12 protein-coding genes and 1 pseudogene are annotated in these 14,502 nt (G+C 72.6%); 4 read left to right on the top strand and 9 right to left on the bottom strand.

Going from position 1 to position 14,502, the window contains the following annotated elements:
- Positions 1-18 precede the first annotated feature (18 nt).
- Positions 19-963 (bottom strand): RNA polymerase sigma factor SigJ, encoded by a 945-nt coding sequence (gene sigJ, locus BBH68_RS13670; RefSeq protein ID WP_065962163.1) that lies wholly within the window; start codon positions 961-963, stop codon positions 19-21.
- Between the two features lie 220 nt (positions 964-1,183).
- Here sigJ and BBH68_RS13665 point away from each other — a divergent pair, with 220 nt between their 5' ends.
- A complete protein-coding gene (locus BBH68_RS13665) occupies positions 1,184-1,405 on the top strand; it encodes a DUF6458 family protein (RefSeq protein ID WP_065962161.1) in 222 nt (73 codons plus the stop codon).
- Between the two features lie 47 nt (positions 1,406-1,452).
- Here BBH68_RS13665 and BBH68_RS13660 read toward each other — a convergent pair whose 3' ends face one another.
- Together BBH68_RS13660 and BBH68_RS13655 are read right to left on the bottom strand one after the other, a co-directional pair.
- Positions 1,453-3,309 carry an NHL domain-containing thioredoxin family protein gene (locus BBH68_RS13660; protein WP_065962158.1) on the bottom strand — a complete coding sequence of 619 codons (1,857 nt, stop codon included), beginning with the start codon at positions 3,307-3,309 and terminating at the stop codon, positions 1,453-1,455.
- Between the two features lie 180 nt (positions 3,310-3,489).
- Positions 3,490-4,671 carry a hypothetical protein gene (locus BBH68_RS13655; protein WP_065962156.1) on the bottom strand — a complete coding sequence of 394 codons (1,182 nt, stop codon included), beginning with the start codon at positions 4,669-4,671 and terminating at the stop codon, positions 3,490-3,492.
- A 491-nt stretch (positions 4,672-5,162) separates the two neighbouring features.
- Between BBH68_RS13655 and BBH68_RS40695 the strand changes: the two genes are divergently transcribed.
- A complete protein-coding gene (locus tag BBH68_RS40695; RefSeq protein WP_065962155.1) occupies positions 5,163-6,197 on the top strand; it encodes a C40 family peptidase in 1,035 nt (344 codons plus the stop codon).
- A 217-nt stretch (positions 6,198-6,414) separates the two neighbouring features.
- Entirely contained in the window at positions 6,415-7,239 is an 825-nt protein-coding gene (locus tag BBH68_RS13645) for a maleylpyruvate isomerase family mycothiol-dependent enzyme (RefSeq protein ID WP_065962153.1), read from the top strand.
- 82 nt (positions 7,240-7,321) lie between these two features.
- Here the strand turns inward: BBH68_RS13645 and BBH68_RS13640 are convergent, their stop codons facing one another.
- From BBH68_RS13640 to pdhA, 5 genes are all read right to left on the bottom strand, one after another.
- A complete protein-coding gene (locus BBH68_RS13640) occupies positions 7,322-8,617 on the bottom strand; it encodes an MFS transporter (RefSeq protein WP_065962152.1) in 1,296 nt (431 codons plus the stop codon).
- Entirely contained in the window at positions 8,614-9,285 is a 672-nt protein-coding gene (locus tag BBH68_RS13635; protein WP_065962151.1) for a GntR family transcriptional regulator, read from the bottom strand. The genes BBH68_RS13640 and BBH68_RS13635 overlap by 4 nt, the downstream gene beginning before the upstream one ends.
- Positions 9,286-9,471: 186 nt before the next feature.
- Positions 9,472-10,977, bottom strand: a complete 1,506-nt coding sequence (locus BBH68_RS13630) for a dihydrolipoamide acetyltransferase family protein (protein ID WP_065962194.1) — start codon at positions 10,975-10,977, stop codon at positions 9,472-9,474.
- A 23-nt stretch (positions 10,978-11,000) separates the two neighbouring features.
- Complete coding sequence (locus BBH68_RS13625) at positions 11,001-11,981, bottom strand: alpha-ketoacid dehydrogenase subunit beta (protein ID WP_065962149.1); 981 nt, start codon at positions 11,979-11,981, stop codon at positions 11,001-11,003.
- A 1-nt stretch (position 11,982) separates the two neighbouring features.
- On the bottom strand, positions 11,983-13,137 hold the full coding sequence (pdhA, locus tag BBH68_RS13620; protein ID WP_065962146.1) for a pyruvate dehydrogenase (acetyl-transferring) E1 component subunit alpha: 1,155 nt from the start codon (positions 13,135-13,137) through the stop codon (positions 11,983-11,985).
- A gap of 343 nt (positions 13,138-13,480) precedes the next feature.
- Between pdhA and BBH68_RS13615 the strand changes: the two genes are divergently transcribed.
- On the top strand, positions 13,481-14,209 hold the full coding sequence (locus BBH68_RS13615; RefSeq protein ID WP_079150965.1) for a response regulator: 729 nt from the start codon (positions 13,481-13,483) through the stop codon (positions 14,207-14,209).
- Positions 14,210-14,228: 19 nt separating this feature from the next.
- On the opposite strand, the pseudogene BBH68_RS13610 reads toward BBH68_RS13615, so the two are convergent.
- Positions 14,229-14,502 (bottom strand): annotated as a pseudogene (locus tag BBH68_RS13610) (IS982 family transposase); the annotation flags it as partial.

The following is a 14,502-nucleotide window of genomic DNA, read 5'->3' as shown; positions in this document are numbered from 1 at the left end:
CGAGGAACGTGATGTGGGTCACCATGTGACCGGAAGCGGGGGATGGGGGCCGGAGGCCGCCCACTGGCGCGTGATGCGCTCCAGTTTGTCGGGATTGACCTGAATGTGGATCGCCGCGACGCCGTCAGGGGTCGCCTCGATGCCGAGAACGCCGAAGACCCGCCCCTCGACCTCCAGCAGCACGGCGGGACCGCCGTTGACGACGGCGGCGTGGAAGGCGGGGCTGCCGCCCACGAGCGTTCGCTTGGACTCGGTCGGCCGGAGCACCCCGGACAGGTATCGCGCGAGGTCGAGCGCGCCGACGACCAGGCTCCTGCGGGCCCGGACCCGGCCACCGCCGTCGGCGATGCCGACCGCGTCGTCCGTGAGCAGCCGGATCAGGGGCTCGGTGTCGCCGCTGAGGGCCGCGGTGAGGAACTCCTCGACGATCTTCCGCGCGGCGGCCGCGTCCACCTCCGTACGGGGCCGGTCGATGGTGAGGTGCTGCTTGGCACGCCGGTAGATCTGCTGGCAGTTGGACTCGGTGAGGTCGAGGATCTCCGCGATCTCGCGGTGCGGATACCCGAACGCCTCGCGCAGCACGTACACCACGCGCTCATTGGGCGACAGCCGCTCCATGAGGGTGAGCATCGCGAGGGAGACCGACTCGCGCTGCTCGACGGTGTCGGCCGGGCCGAGCATCCGGTCCCCGGCCAGGACCGGCTCCGGGAGCCACTGCCCCACATAGGTTTCGCGCCTGGCGCGCGCAGAGGTGAGCTGATTGAGGCAGAGATTGGTGAGCACCTTCGTCAGCCATGCCTCGGGCGTCTCGATCCGCTCCCGGTCCGCCGCATGCCACCGCAGATACGCGTCCTGCACCGCGTCCTCGGCGTCGCCCGCCGAGCCCAGCAGCCGGTAGGCGATCGCCTCCAGGCGGCCCCGGGCAGCCTCGAACAGGTCGGCGTCATGCGTACTGAGCGACATCGCCCCATGGTCCGTCATGGGCCCTGGCCGCGTCCATCCACCCCTGCCCCTGAGCCGCCCCTGACCTGGCCTGCCTCCCCCTCTGCCCCGGCCCGCGCCGGCCCGGCGGAGGCCGGCCCGACAGGCCCGGGGCCCGCGAGGCGGATTGGCCCTCGCCGACCCGGGTACCCGATCAAAACCAGCCCGGATAGACAGTCAATCCAGTTCGGAGGCACCACTCATGGGCCTGGGCGGTTGCATAGGAATGATCGCGGTGGGGGCCATCCTCACCTTCGCTGTGGACGTGAAGACCGACGGCCTCCACCTCCACCTCATCGGACTGATCCTGATGGCCGTCGGTTTCATCGGCATGGCGGCCTACGTCAGCGTCCTCAAGCGCCGGCGCACCCGGGCCCCGGCCCCGGCCGCGCCGGTCGTCGAGGAGCAGCGGTACTACGACTAGGCGGGCCAGGGCACCTGGGCCGCCTGGTCACCACGTCACCAGGGCTCCTAGGAGGACGGGGGCGCCTCGTCCGCGTCCATCCCCGCGAGCACCAGCGGCAGCCTGGTCGCGCCGCCCTCGACGACCCGCACCGGAACACCCCAGTCCTGCTGGTGCACATGGCAGGCCGGGTATTCGTTGGATGGGTCGTCGTCGCAGGAGGCGGCCATCGCCGAGACGTGCAGCACACCTTCGGTCACCCCCTCCGCCAGCACCAGCTCGCGGGCCAGGTCGGTGCCGGCCCCCTCGCCCTCGGCCAGCAGGCCGGGCGGGGTGGAGCTGACCAGCAGGCGGGTGGAGGGGCCGTAGCGGGTGTCGAGCTTCTGGCCGGCGGGCGCGTGGAAGACGACGTCGAGCCGGACCGTGCCCGGGGCGATGTCGGTGGCGGCCCGCTGCGTGCGGTGCGCCACCGCCTCCACCCGTACCGCCTCCTCGGGCAGCCGCAGCCGGGTCAGCCGGTGCCGCGCGGACTCGACGACGAGGATGTCGCCGTCGGCCAGCACCGCGTCGGAGGGCTCCCGCAGGTCGGTCGCGAGGGTGCTGACCTCGCCTGAGGCCGGGTCGAAGCGGCGCAGCGCGTGGTTGTAGGTGTCACAGACGGCGACCGAGCCGTCGGGCAGCGCGGTCACGCCGAGCGGGTGCTGGAGGAGCGCCTGGTCGGCCGGTCCGTCGCGGTGGCCGAAGTCGAACAGCCCGGTGCCCACGGCCGTACGGACCACGAAGCCGCCCGCGCCGTCCTCCCCCGCTCCCTCGCCGTCCCGCTCCACGTAGCGCACCGCCGAGGTCTCGGAGTCCGCGACCCACAGGCGGTCCCCGGCCGCGGCGAGCCCGGACGGCTGGGCGAACCAGGCCTGTTCGGCCGGTCCGTCGACCAGGCCCTCGTTGGTCGTGCCGGCTGCGGCGCGTACGGTCCCGTCCGCCGGGTCGTAGGTCCACAGCTGGTGGACGCCCGCCATCGCGATCCACAGCCGGTCGGCGAACCACGCCACGTCCCACGGCGAGGACAGATCGACCTCACGGGCGGGCCCGGCGGCCGGGGAGCCCTGCCACCACTGGCGCCCGGTGCCGGCGACGGTCCGCACCTCGCCGGTGGCCGGGTCCAGGGCGCGCAGCGCGTGGTTGACCGTGTCGGCGACGATCACCGTGCCGTCCGGCAGCAGCGCGAGACCCTGCGGCTCGCTGAACCGCGCCCGGTCGGCGGGCCCGTCGACCAGCCCCCGCTCGCCCGCCCCGATCCGCCGCAGCACGCTCTCGCCGTCCGCCGCGAGTTCGACGAGCTGGTGGCGGGTGGTGTCCGAGACCAGGAAGGTGCCGCCGGGCAGCGGCAGCGCCTTGCCCGGGAAGCGCAGCTCGGTGGCGACCGGCTCCGGCGGCACGTACGGCCCGTCGCCGCGCCGCAGCGTGCCCTTCGCGCCGTGCTCGGCCTCCAGCTCGGCGACCAGCGTCTCCAGCGCGTGGGCGTGCCCCTCGCCCGCGTGCTGGGCGACCACGTACCCCTCGGGGTCGATGACCACCAGCGTCGGCCAGGCCCGTACCGCGTACTGCTTCCAGGTGGCCAGCTCGGGGTCGTCGAGCACGGGGTGGTGCACCTCATAGCGCTCGACGGCGTCGACGACCGCCTGGTGCTCGGCCTCGTGGACGAACTTCGGCGAGTGCACCCCGACGATCACGACGGTGTCGCGGTGCTTCTCCTCCAGCTCGCGCAGCTCGTCCAGGACGTGCAGGCAGTTCACGCAACAGAACGTCCAGAAGTCCAGGATCACGATGTGGCCCCGGAAGTCCGCGAGGGACAGTTCCTTGCCGCCGGTGTTGATCCAGGATCGTCCTCGCAGCTCGGGGGCGCGGACGCGGGCTCGCTTGCTCATGACGTCAAGGGTGCCACTCGTGCGCGAGGAGCAGCCCACGACCCCCGGGGCGGCATCGTGCCTGCTTCAGGCTTGCCCTCACCTCATGGAACAGCGTTGCGGGGGAGCCGGCCGGGCTGCCCGGCCGGCTCCCCCGCGACGGGTGGGCATGACGGCTCGCGCCGGTGTGCCCCGTGCCGCTCAGCAGGACATGGGGTTCTGGGCGTGCAGGGTCTCGGCCGCCGGGCTGACGCAGGTCGACTGCTGTCCGCTGGTGAGGTCGGAGATACCGGTCTGGTCGCGGGTGGCGATCACCCTGGATTCCCCGATCGGCGCGCCCTGGACGAAGTGGGGGTAGCGGATGAACTCCCACGACGGGAATTTGTCGGCCATGAGGGTGACGCGGAAGGTGTCCTGGTACGGGGACAGGGTCAGCTGTGCGTTGATCCGGCCGAGCTTGCTCAGGATGGAGTTGACCGCGGACACCCCGATGGACAGGCCGCCCGAGCCGGTGCGCGAGACGCTGATCAGGTTGCGCGGGTCCGAGGAGGAGTCACCCGCGGAGGCCGCGTTGGGGACGAACGCGGCGGGCAGCGCGTCCTTGCACCCCGCCTGCACCGATTCGCCGTTGGGCAGTGAGGTGCCGGCGGCACAGGACTTGTGGACGTAAACGGCGACGTCGCCGGTGCCGGTGTTCCAGGCGACCGTGACCTTGGAGGACGCCCTGGGGTCGGCGGTCCAGCCGCGATGGTCGCCGATGGCCTCGGTGAAGGTGTCCTTGTTCCGGATGTAGGCGCGGGCCAGCACGATCCCTCGGTCCTGGCCGGGGGCGACCCGGGTCCGGGCGACGACGTCACCGGCGTCGGGGGCGGCGGCGAAGTAGCGCTGGGCGGCCGTGGTGTGGTCGCGGTTGGTCATCGAGACCACCACCCGCTTGCCGATCGGGGGCAGCGCGCCCTGCTTGCCGTCACGTACCGCGGCCACCGCGTAGTTGACGCAGTTGGCCGTGATGTTCTGGTGGGTCCACTCGGTCTGCTTGCCCAGCCGGTCCTTGACGAGCTGATAGGTGCTGGCGCTGCGGGGCATGTTGTCGCAGGAGTAATCGGCGTAGACGCGATAGTCGTCCGCGCCGGTCACCTTCTTCCAGGACAGCTTCACCGACCGGTCGCCCAGGCTGAACTTCAGCCCTTGCACGGCGGGCAGGCCACCACCCGCGGACGCCGCCGCGTTGGCGATGGTGTCGGCGGGCTCGGCGGGCTTGGCGGAGGCGTCGGTGCTGAAGAGGTCCTGGCCGACGACGGCTGCCGTGCCGCCGGCCAGCAGGCTGCCGGCGAGGGCCGCGACCACCAGGTTGCGGGTCCGCCGGGTTCGTGTGATGCGCATGCTGATGCTCCTGGGTGGAAGGAATGAGTGGCTTCCGGGGAACCGGGCACCTTCTCGCGAGCGATCCCGGCTCCTTGTCGCGCCTGCCTGCGGCCGTCGACACCGGTGAGCGGCAGGGCGGCCCCGGCAGCACGCGGAGCGGCGCCTTCGACGGGGGCGCCGCCCGGCGGTGCGGGGCGGTGGGCAGAAGCCTCGGGGTGTCCGGCGGGCTCGGCAACGGGTCTGGGCGTCCGGGCCCGTCCGGGATCGTCTACGCAGGTCAGCGCGGGTGTCCGGACGTGCGCCGTCGAGGCGTGACAGGTCCCGGAGCGGGTGCGGCCGTTCCACCCGCCCGTGCCGGGCCGGCGGGGCCGTGCCGGCCCGGCGGGGGCCCTGACCTGCACAGACAGGGCCGGACTGTCCCGGACGGCCCAGGCGTTGCCGGACACCCTCGCGCCCCAGCAGCCTCCCTCTCACGCCCCGCCCCAGGGGCGACCGCGAAGGAGGTTGTGATGGGAGAGCACATACGGGCCGCCCGACGCCGCACCCAGAGGTCGTCGGCGGCGCACGTCAAGCCGGCCGCCGGATGGCGGAAGCTGGCGGCCACCGTGGGCCGGACCGCGGTGCGTACGGGCGCCGTGGCGGTGCTGGCCGTCCTCGCGGTCCTGGCGGGTGCGCTGCTGGCCGTCCACGGCCCGGCGGGCGACCGCGCCTCCGCCCAGTCACCCGCTCCCTCGCGGAAGGTCGACCTGGCCCCGCCGGCCGACGCGAAGACCCCGGCCGCCCAGCCGAAGCAGAAGGACGACGGCGGCGACGCCGACACCCGGCCCGGCGCCGTCCCGCCCGCGCAGCCGACGACGGTGGTGCTGGTCCGCGGCGACACGCTGTACGGCCTCGCCCAGGAGCACCACACCACCGTCAAGACGCTGCAGGAGCTGAACGAGCTGGGCGGCTCGACCCTCATCTACGCCGGGGACACCCTGAAGCTGCCCGGCCAGGTGGCCGCGGACGACGTCGAGGAACGGGAGCCGGCGGGCGGCGAGATCGGCCCGTCCGCCCCCGAGCGCACCACCGGCGACAGCGCCGGCGCCGACGCCGACGACGACACCGGCAAGAAGGACACCGGCAAGAAGGGCACCGAGAAGCACCCCAAGAAGCCCGCCAAGAAGCACCCCAGGAAGCACCCCGAGCCCAAGGGCCGGGCCGCGCGGGCCATCGCCTTCGCCCACGACCAGCTCGGCAAGCCCTACGTCTGGGGCGGCACCGGTCCCCGCGGCTTCGACTGCTCGGGCCTGACGATGCGGGCCTGGCAGGCCGCCGGGGTCAATCTCCCCCGCACCACCTGGTCCCAGCGGTACGCCGGGAAGGCCACCACCCGCGCCGGACTCCGCCCCGGCGATCTGGTCCTGGCCTACGGGGACGGCCATGTCGCCCTCTACATCGGAGGCGGCAAGGTGATCCACGCCCCCGGCCGCGGCCGCACCGTCACCGTCGCGCCCCTGCCGCCGCCCTCGCGGACCACCGGGTATCGCCACATCGCCGACTGAGGCACCGTCCGACGGGATTCGACCGGTACGTCCGATCCATCCGGGTTCGCCCCGGTCTCCGGCGGGAAGGCGCGCACCTTACCACCGCTCTCAGCGGTCGAGCCGCCGATCCGGGCCTACGATCAGACCCGAAAGCACTCCCGGGGTGCTCGTGCGCAGCGTAACTTAAACGCACACACAAGCACCCAGCCCGCGTACCAACCGCCCGAGGGGTCCCGTGACCGTCCATCCCAGCCTTCAGACCTCCATCGACGCCTGGACCCATTCCGTCGAAGCGATATCCGAGTTGGTGAATCCGCTCGTCGAAGGGGAGTGGAACTGGGCCACCGAGTGCCCGGGGTGGTCGGTGCGCGATGTGGTCTCGCATGTCATCGGCCTCGAGTGCGAGATGCTCGGCGACCCGCGCCCGATCCACTCGCTGCCGCGCGACCTGTTCCACGTCACCAGCGAGCACGCCCGCTACATGGAGGTCCAGGTCGATGTGCGGCGGTGCCACACCGCGCCCGAGATGACCTCCGAGCTGGAGTACACGATCATCCGCCGCTCCCGCCAGCTGCGGAACGAGAAGCGCCAGCCGGACGCCATGGTGCGCTGGCCCGGCGGCGGCGAGGTGAGCTTGGAGGAGGCCCTTCAGAGGCGGGCGTTCGACGTGTGGGTGCACGAGCAGGACCTGCGGCGGGCGCTCGGCCAGCCGGGCAATCTCGACTCCGCCGGTGCGTCCATCGCCCGGGACCGGCTGCTGGCCGCGCTCCCGAAGGTGGTCGTCGACGACGCGGGCGCGGCGCCCGGCTCGGCGGTGGTCTTCGATGTGAACGGCCCGCTGGAGTTCATGCGGACGGTACGGGTCGACGCCGAGGGCCGGGGCACCATCGACGGCAGCGTCTCGCTCGGGCCGACGGTCACGCTGACCACGGACTGGGAGACGTATCTGCGCCTGGCGTGCGGACGGGTGCGGGCGGAGGCGGTCGCCGACAAGCTGAAGATCGAGGGCGACCAGCAGCTGGCCGAGGCGATCCTGGCCCACTTCGCGGTCACGGCCTGACGCGGGCGCGCCCGGGACAGGGCGCGCCCGCGTCACGCCGGTACGCGCACCGCCCGTTCACGCGGGTACGTGCACCGCCCGTTCACGCCGGTACGTGCACCGCCTCGACGCGGCTCGCGACGACGCGCTCGCGCTCCCGGCGGTGCGCCCGGCCACGCAGCCGCAGTACCTGCGTCACGCCGAGGGCCTGGAGGACGAACACCGAGGAGAAGGCGATCCGGTAGTTGCCCCCGGTCGCGTCGAGCAGCACGCCGATGGCCAGCAGGGTGGTCATCGAGGCGGTGAAGCCGCCCATGTTGACGATCCCGGAGGCGGTGCCGAGCCGCTCGGGCGGGTTCGCGGGCCGGGCGAAGTCGAAGCCGATCATCGAGGCGGGGCCGCAGGCGCCGAGCACGGCGCACAGCGCGATCAGCAGCCACAGGGGCGCGTGGTCGCCGGGCCAGGCCAGCACGGCGCCCCACAGCAGCGCCGTGGCCGCGACCGTGCCGAGGGCCAGCGGCGCGCGGGCCGCGTGGTGCCGGGCGATGACCTGCCCGTAGACCAGGCCGACCGCCATGTTGGAGAGCACGACCAGGGTCAGCAGCTCACCGGCGGACGCGCGGGAGAGCCCCTCCGCCTCCACCAGGAACGGCAGCCCCCACAGCAGCAGGAAGACCATCGCGGGGAACTGCGTGGTGAAGTGCACCCACATGCCCAGGCGGGTGCCGGGCTCGCGCCAGGCCGCCGCGATCTGCCGGCGGACGAAGCCGGCGCCGGAGTGGGTGGCCGGGACGGGCTCGTACCCCTCCGGGTGGTCCTTCAGGAACGCCAGCGTCAGGACCAGGACGACCGCCCCGCCGATCGCGCTGCCCGCGAAGGTCGGGGTCCAGCCGAAGCTGTGCAGCGCCTGCGCGATCACCAGCGTCGATACCAGGTTGCCCGCCATCCCGAACAGCGCGGCGACCTGGGCGATCAGCGGCCCCCGGCGGGCCGGGAACCAGCGCGAGCCCAGCCGCAGCACGCTGATGAACGTCATGGCGTCGCCGCAGCCGAGCAGCGCGCGGGAGGCCAGCGCGAGGCCGTACGAGTGGGAGAGCGCGAACCCGAACTGGCCGCAGGTGAACAGCACCACGCCGAGCGAGAGCACCTTCTTGGTGCCCAGCCGGTCGACCATCAGACCCACGGGTATCTGCATGCCCGCGTAGACGAGCACTTGCAGGATGGAGAACGTCGACAGCGCCGAGGCGTTGATGTGGAACCGCTCGGCGGCGTCCAGGCCGGCCACGCCCAGGCTGGTGCGGTAGGTGATGGCCATGAAGTAGACGGCGACCCCGAGGCCCCAGACGGCGACGGCACGCCGTCCGCCGGGCGGATCGCCGGGCAGTCGGTGGGGGCTCACCGCTCCTCACCCCGCGCCAGGATGTTGACCCAGCTGATGTGGCGCTCGACGAAGCCGTCCGCGGCCGCGGCGTCGCCGGAGCGCAGGGCGGTCAGGATCTCCGTGTGCTCGGCGATGTTCTTGGCGATGCGGCCGGGCTCGGCGTGCATGGTGGCCACGCCCATCCGCAGCTGGCGGTCCCTCAGCTGGTCGTACAGCTGCGCCAGGATGCGGTTGCCCGCGGCCCGCACGATCTCGGCGTGGAAGCACCGGTCGGCGACCGCGAAGGCGCCCAGGTCCCCGGCCGCCGCGTGCCCCCTCTGCTTCTCGAGCAGATCCTCCAGCCGGGCGATGAGCTGCGGCCCGGCCGGGACGACCTTGGCGACGGCGTGCCGCTCGACCAGCAGCCGGGTCTCGACGACGTCCGCGATCTCCTGCGCGGACACGGGCAGCACGAGGGCGCCCTTCTTCGGGTAGAGCTTGAGCAGCCCCTCGGCCTCGAGCCGGAGCAGGGCCTCGCGTACGGGGGTGCGCGAGACGCCGACGGCCTCGGCGAGGTCCCCCTCGGTCAGCAGGGTGCCGCCCTCGTAGCGGCGGTCGAGTACGGCTTGCTTGACGTGCGCGTAGACGCGCTCGGCGGCGGGTGGCTGTTTGGCGGTCGGGGCGGCGGGGACGGGACCGGGAGACATGCGCACATCATAGATACAACAGGTATGCGTGACGCGGCACGTCCGGGATATGGGATGTCGCGGGGTGTCGTGGGATGCGCCCGATGGGCGGTGCGCCTCCGGGGCGGCCATGGGGGCGCCCCGGAGGCGGACCTGCGCTCAGGCCCGGGTGCGGACCTGCGCTCAGGCTCAGGTGCGGACCTGTGCTCAGGCCCAGGTGATCAGCCGCTTGGGCTGCTCCAGGATGGCCGCGATGTCCGCGAGCACCTTGGAGCCCAGCTCCCCGTCGACCAGGCGGTGGTCGAAGGACAGCGCCAGGGTGGTCACCTGGCGCGGCTTGACCTTGCCCTTGTGGACCCACGGCTGGAGCTTGACCGCGCCGAAGGCGAGGATCGCGGACTCGCCGGGGTTCAGGATCGGGGTGCCGGTGTCGACGCCGAAGACCCCGACGTTGGTGATGGTGACCGTGCCGCCGGACATCGCCGCCGGGCTGGTCCTGCCCTCGCGGGCGGTGGAGACAAGCTCACCAAGGGCGGACGCCAGTTCGGGCAGGGTCAGCGAGCCCGCGTCCTTGATGTTGGGGACGATCAGGCCCCGGGGCGTGGCGGCCGCGATGCCCAGGTTGACGTAGTCCTTGTAGACGATCTCCTGCGCGCCCTCGTCCCAGGCCGCGTTGATCTCCGGGTTGCGCCGGATGGCCACCAGGAACGCCTTGGCGACCAGCAGCAGCGGGTTGACCCGCAGCCCGGCCATGTCCGGGTCCTGCTTGAGGTCGGCGACGAGCTTCATGGTGCGCGTGACGTCGACGGTGATGAACTCGGTCACGTGCGGGGCCGTGAAGGCGCTGTTGACCATCGCCTGGGCGGTGGCCTTGCGCACGCCCTTGACCGGCACCCGGCGCTCGCGGCCGACGGCGGGGGCAGGGGCCGCCTCCGCCTCGGCCACTGCCGGCCGCGCGACGGGCTCGGCCACGGCGGCGGGCGCGGGGGCCGCGGCCGCGTGGACGTCCTCGCGGGTGATGGTGCCGTCGGGACCGGTCGGGGTGACGGTCGCGAGGTCGATCCCCAGGTCCTTGGCGAGCTTGCGGACCGGGGGCTTGGCCAGCGGGCGCGCGGCCTTGCCGTGGCCGTTCAGCTCCGGCCGCGGCGGCGCGGGGGCCGGTGCGGCGGGGGCCGCGGGGGCCGGTGCGGCGGCAGCGGGGAGCGGCTGGGCCGGGACGCCCCGGGCGGGCGCGGCCGGGGCGCCGGGGCGCGGCTTGCGCGGGCGGCGCTTGGTGGACGAGGGGGCGACGCCGTAGCCGACCAGGTTGGCCTGGCGGCCCCCGTTCTCGGCGGCCTCGGCGGGCTCCGCGGCCCCCGCGGGCTCGGCCGGGGCGGCGGCCTCCGCCGGCTCGGCCGGGGCGGCGGCCTCCGCCGACTCGGCAGGGGCGGCGGGCGCGGGCACGTCCCCCGCGCCCGGCTGGGTGTCCACCGAGATGATCGCGGTGCCCACGTCCACCGTCGTGCCCTCGCCAAAGCGCAGCTCGTGCACCACGCCGTCGAACGGGATGGGCAGCTCGACCGCCGCCTTCGCGGTCTCCACCTCGCACACCACCTGGCCGTCGGCGACCCTGTCGCCGGGCGCCACGTACCACTTGAGGATCTCCGCCTCGGTCAGCCCCTCGCCCACGTCGGGCATCTTGAACTCACGGAAGCGCTGATCGGTTGCAGCCATGGTCACGACTCTCCTCAAGCCCTTCAGTACGCCAACGCGCGGTCTACGGCGTCGAGCACCCGGTCGAGGCCCGGGAGGTATTCGTCCTCCAGCCGCGACGGCGGGTACGGGGCGTGGAAACCGCCGACCCGCAGCACCGGGGCCTCAAGGTGATAGAAGCACCTCTCGGTGATCCGTGCGGCGATCTCCGCGCCAGTGCCCAAAAAGACGGGTGCCTCGTGGACGACGACCAGGCGGCCGGTCTTCTCGACGGACCGCTGGAGGGTGTCGAAGTCGATGGGCGACATCGACCGCAGGTCCACGACCTCCAGCGACTTGCCCTCCTCGGCCGCCGCGCCGGCGGCGTCGAGCGCGACCTTGACCATGGGGCCGTACGCCGCGAGCGTCAGGTCCGTGCCGGGCCTGGCGACCCGGGCGGCGTGCAGCGGGTCGGGGATCGCGGCGGTGTCGACCTCGGACTTGTCGTGGTAGCGGCGCTTCGGCTCGAAGTAGATCACCGGATCATCGCTGTCGATGGCCTGCTGGAGCATCCAGTAGGCGTCGGAGGCGTTGGAGGGGGAGACCACCTTCAACCCGGCGACGTGCGCGAACAGCGCCTCGGGCGACTCGCTGTGGTGCTCGACCGCGCCGATGCCGCCGCCGTAGGGGATCCGGATGACGACCGGCAGCTTGACCTTGCCCAGCGACCGCGCGTGCATCTTGGCGAGCTGGGTGACGATCTGGTCGTACGCGGGGAAGACGAACCCGTCGAACTGGATCTCCGCCACCGGGCGGTAGCCGCGCAGCGCCAGCCCGATCGCGGTGCCGACGATGCCGGACTCGGCGAGCGGGGTGTCGATGACCCGCTCCTCGCCGAAGTCCTTCTGGAGGCCGTCGGTGATGCGGAAGACCCCGCCGAGCTTGCCGACGTCCTCACCCATGATCACGACCTTGGGGTCGTTCTCCAGCGCCTTGCGCAGCGAGGCGTTGATCGCCTTGGAGAGCGACATCTTCTGGGCGGCCATGTCAGTTGCCCTCCTCGGCGGAAGCGAACGAAGCCTGGTACTCGGCGAACTGAGCCCGCTCCTCGTCGACGAGCGGGTGCCCGTCGGCGTAGATGTGCTCGAAGAGCGCCATGTCGTCGGGGTCGGGCATGGCCCGTACCGCGTCGCGCACCCGCTTGGCGAGCGCGTCGCTCTCCTCCTCCAGCTCGGCGAAGAAGGCGTCGTCCGCCAGGTCCTGGGCGGTGAGGTGGGTGCGCAGCCGCAGGATCGGGTCCTTGGTCTCCCACAGCTCCCGCTCCTCGGCCCGGCGGTAGCGGGTCGGGTCGTCGGAGGTGGTGTGGGCGCCCATGCGGTAGGTGAACGCCTCGATCAGCATGGGGCCCTGGCCGGTGCGGGCCCGCTCCAGCGCGGCCTTGGTGACCGCGAGGCAGGCCAGCACGTCGTTGCCGTCGACCCGGACGCCGGGGAAGCCGTAGCCCTGGGCGCGCTGGTAGAGCGGGACGCGGGTCTGCCGCTCGGTGGGCTCGGAGATGGCCCACTGGTTGTTCTGGCAGAAGAAGACCACCGGGGCGTTGTAGACCGCGGAGAAGGTGAATGCCTCGGCGACGTCGCCCTGGCTGGAGGCGCCGTCCCCGAAGTAGGCCAGGACCGCGGCGTCCGCGCCGTCCTTGGCCACGCCCATCGCGTAGCCGGTCGCGTGGAGCGCCTGCGAGCCGATGACGATGGTGTAGAGGTGGAAGTTGTTGCTGTTGGGGTCCCAGCCGCCGTGGTTCACCCCGCGGAACATCCCCAGCAGGTTCACCGGGTCCACACCGCGGCACCAGGCGACGCCGTGCTCGCGGTAGGTGGGGAAGACGTAGTCCTCGTCCCGCAGCGCCCGGCCGGAGCCGATCTGCGCGGCCTCCTGGCCCAGCAGCGAGGCCCACAGGCCCAGCTCGCCCTGGCGCTGCAGCGTGGTGGCCTCGCCGTCGAAGCGACGGGTCAGCACCATGTCGCGGTACATGGCGCGCAGCTCGTCGGGGGTGGGGTCCAGGGAGTACTCGGGGTGCTCGACCCGCTCGCCCTCGGGGGTCAGCAGCTGGACGAGCTCGGGCTGGTCGGTCGTCCGCCGCTTCCCGCTGGTGCGCTTGGCTCCGCTACGGCGCGGTTTGCGCGCTGCAGTGCTCTCCACGGTCACGTGTGCTCCTCCGTCTGTCCGGCCCCCGGGATCCGCCGGCGACCAGTTGCGGCTCGCTCGCTCGGCGACAGCGCACGGGGTGGGTGCGCCGAAGACCGACCGGGCGTGACAGGTATCCCGGCGGCTGGCCCTGCAAAGGGCACGTTACCCAGAACGTCGCATCTCTGCGAAACCCCTTCTGACCTGCAATTTTGCTTGGATTTCCAAGTAAATCACGCAGAAGTGGAACAAGCACTGGTCACAGCCCCGCAGCCCGCCGGAACAACGGCACGTTATCCCCCCGGACAAGGGCGCGGAAAGACATCGGGAGACGTCTGAAGACTCGGTGTGTGAGACTGGATTCGTGCGCGGAGAGGGAAAAATCCGGATTTTCCTCCTCGACGACCATGAAATCCTACGACGCGGTATCCATGAGCTCCTCTCGGGCGAGCCGGACATGGCGGTGGTCGGCGAGGCGGGCACCGTGGCCGAGGCGCTGGCCCGGCTCCCCGGCGCGCGCCCCGATGTGGCCCTGCTGGACGGCAGCGGCGTCGAGGTCTGCCGCGAACTCCATGTCCACCATCCGGACGCCCGCTGCCTGATGCTCACCTCCTTCGCCGGCGACGCGGCCCTCGTCGACGCGATCGCGGCGGGCGCCTCCGGCTATGTCCACAAGGACGTCGGCAGCGGCGAACTGCTCGCGGCGGTACGGGAGGTGGCCGCGGGGGCGGAGGTGGGCGCGGCCGTCGGTGCGGGGGCGGGCGTCGGCACGGAGGTGGGCGCGGGCGTCGGCACGGGCGGGCTCGGGGACGACCGGAGCGCCGGGCTGACCGAGCAGGAGCGGCGGATCCTCGTGCTGATCGGGGAGGGGCTCACCAATCGCGCGATCGGCCAGCGACTGCACCTCGCCGAGAAGACGATCAAGAACTATGTCTCCGGGCTGCTGGCCAAGCTCGGCATGGAGCGCCGCTCGCAGGCCGCCGCGTACGTGGCCCGGCTCCAGGCCCAGGCCCACTCCCCGGCCCCCTCACCGGCCCGGCCCTCCGCCGACTCCCCGGCCGGGGACCGGAAGACCCAGCCCCAGAACCACTAGATGAGTGAGTCCGATGTTCTCAGTGGTCGTAGGCGATCAGGGATCGTTTGATCTTGGCGCCGGTGGTCCAGTTGTGCCAGATGCCGGCTGCCAGGGCGAGGAGTCGTTGTCCGGTGCGGGCGAAGACTCCGGCCGGTGTTCTGCCGCCGTGCTGTTCCAGGCTGAGCTGGCCCTTGAGGGTGTCGATGACGGCCTCGATCCACTGGCGGACACGGACGATCTTCCCGTGCCGGACGGGCTCGTCCTTGCGGTCCGGCCGCACCAGGTGAACACCGAGCCGTTCCGTCAGGAAC

This window comes from Streptomyces sparsogenes (assembly GCF_001704635.1).
Taxonomy (GTDB): Bacteria; Actinomycetota; Actinomycetes; order Streptomycetales; family Streptomycetaceae; genus Streptomyces; species Streptomyces sparsogenes.
The sequence above is the reverse complement of the archived record's forward strand: the minus strand, read 5'-3'. Positions and strand labels throughout refer to the sequence as shown.

Bases quoted from the DNA above. Each gene is read 5' to 3' on its own strand.
- sigJ (WP_065962163.1), bottom strand. From the start codon at position 963: ATGTCGCTCAGTACGCATGACGCCGACCTGTTCGAGGCTGCCCGGGGC.
- BBH68_RS13665 (WP_065962161.1), top strand. From the start codon at position 1,184: ATGGGCCTGGGCGGTTGCATAGGAATGATCGCGGTGGGGGCCATCCTC.
- BBH68_RS13660 (WP_065962158.1), bottom strand. From the start codon at position 3,309: ATGAGCAAGCGAGCCCGCGTCCGCGCCCCCGAGCTGCGAGGACGATCC.
- BBH68_RS13655 (WP_065962156.1), bottom strand. From the start codon at position 4,671: ATGCGCATCACACGAACCCGGCGGACCCGCAACCTGGTGGTCGCGGCC.
- BBH68_RS40695 (WP_065962155.1), top strand. From the start codon at position 5,163: ATGGGAGAGCACATACGGGCCGCCCGACGCCGCACCCAGAGGTCGTCG.
- BBH68_RS13635 (WP_065962151.1), bottom strand. From the start codon at position 9,285: ATGTCTCCCGGTCCCGTCCCCGCCGCCCCGACCGCCAAACAGCCACCC.
- BBH68_RS13630 (WP_065962194.1), bottom strand. From the start codon at position 10,977: ATGGCTGCAACCGATCAGCGCTTCCGTGAGTTCAAGATGCCCGACGTG.
- BBH68_RS13625 (WP_065962149.1), bottom strand. From the start codon at position 11,981: ATGGCCGCCCAGAAGATGTCGCTCTCCAAGGCGATCAACGCCTCGCTG.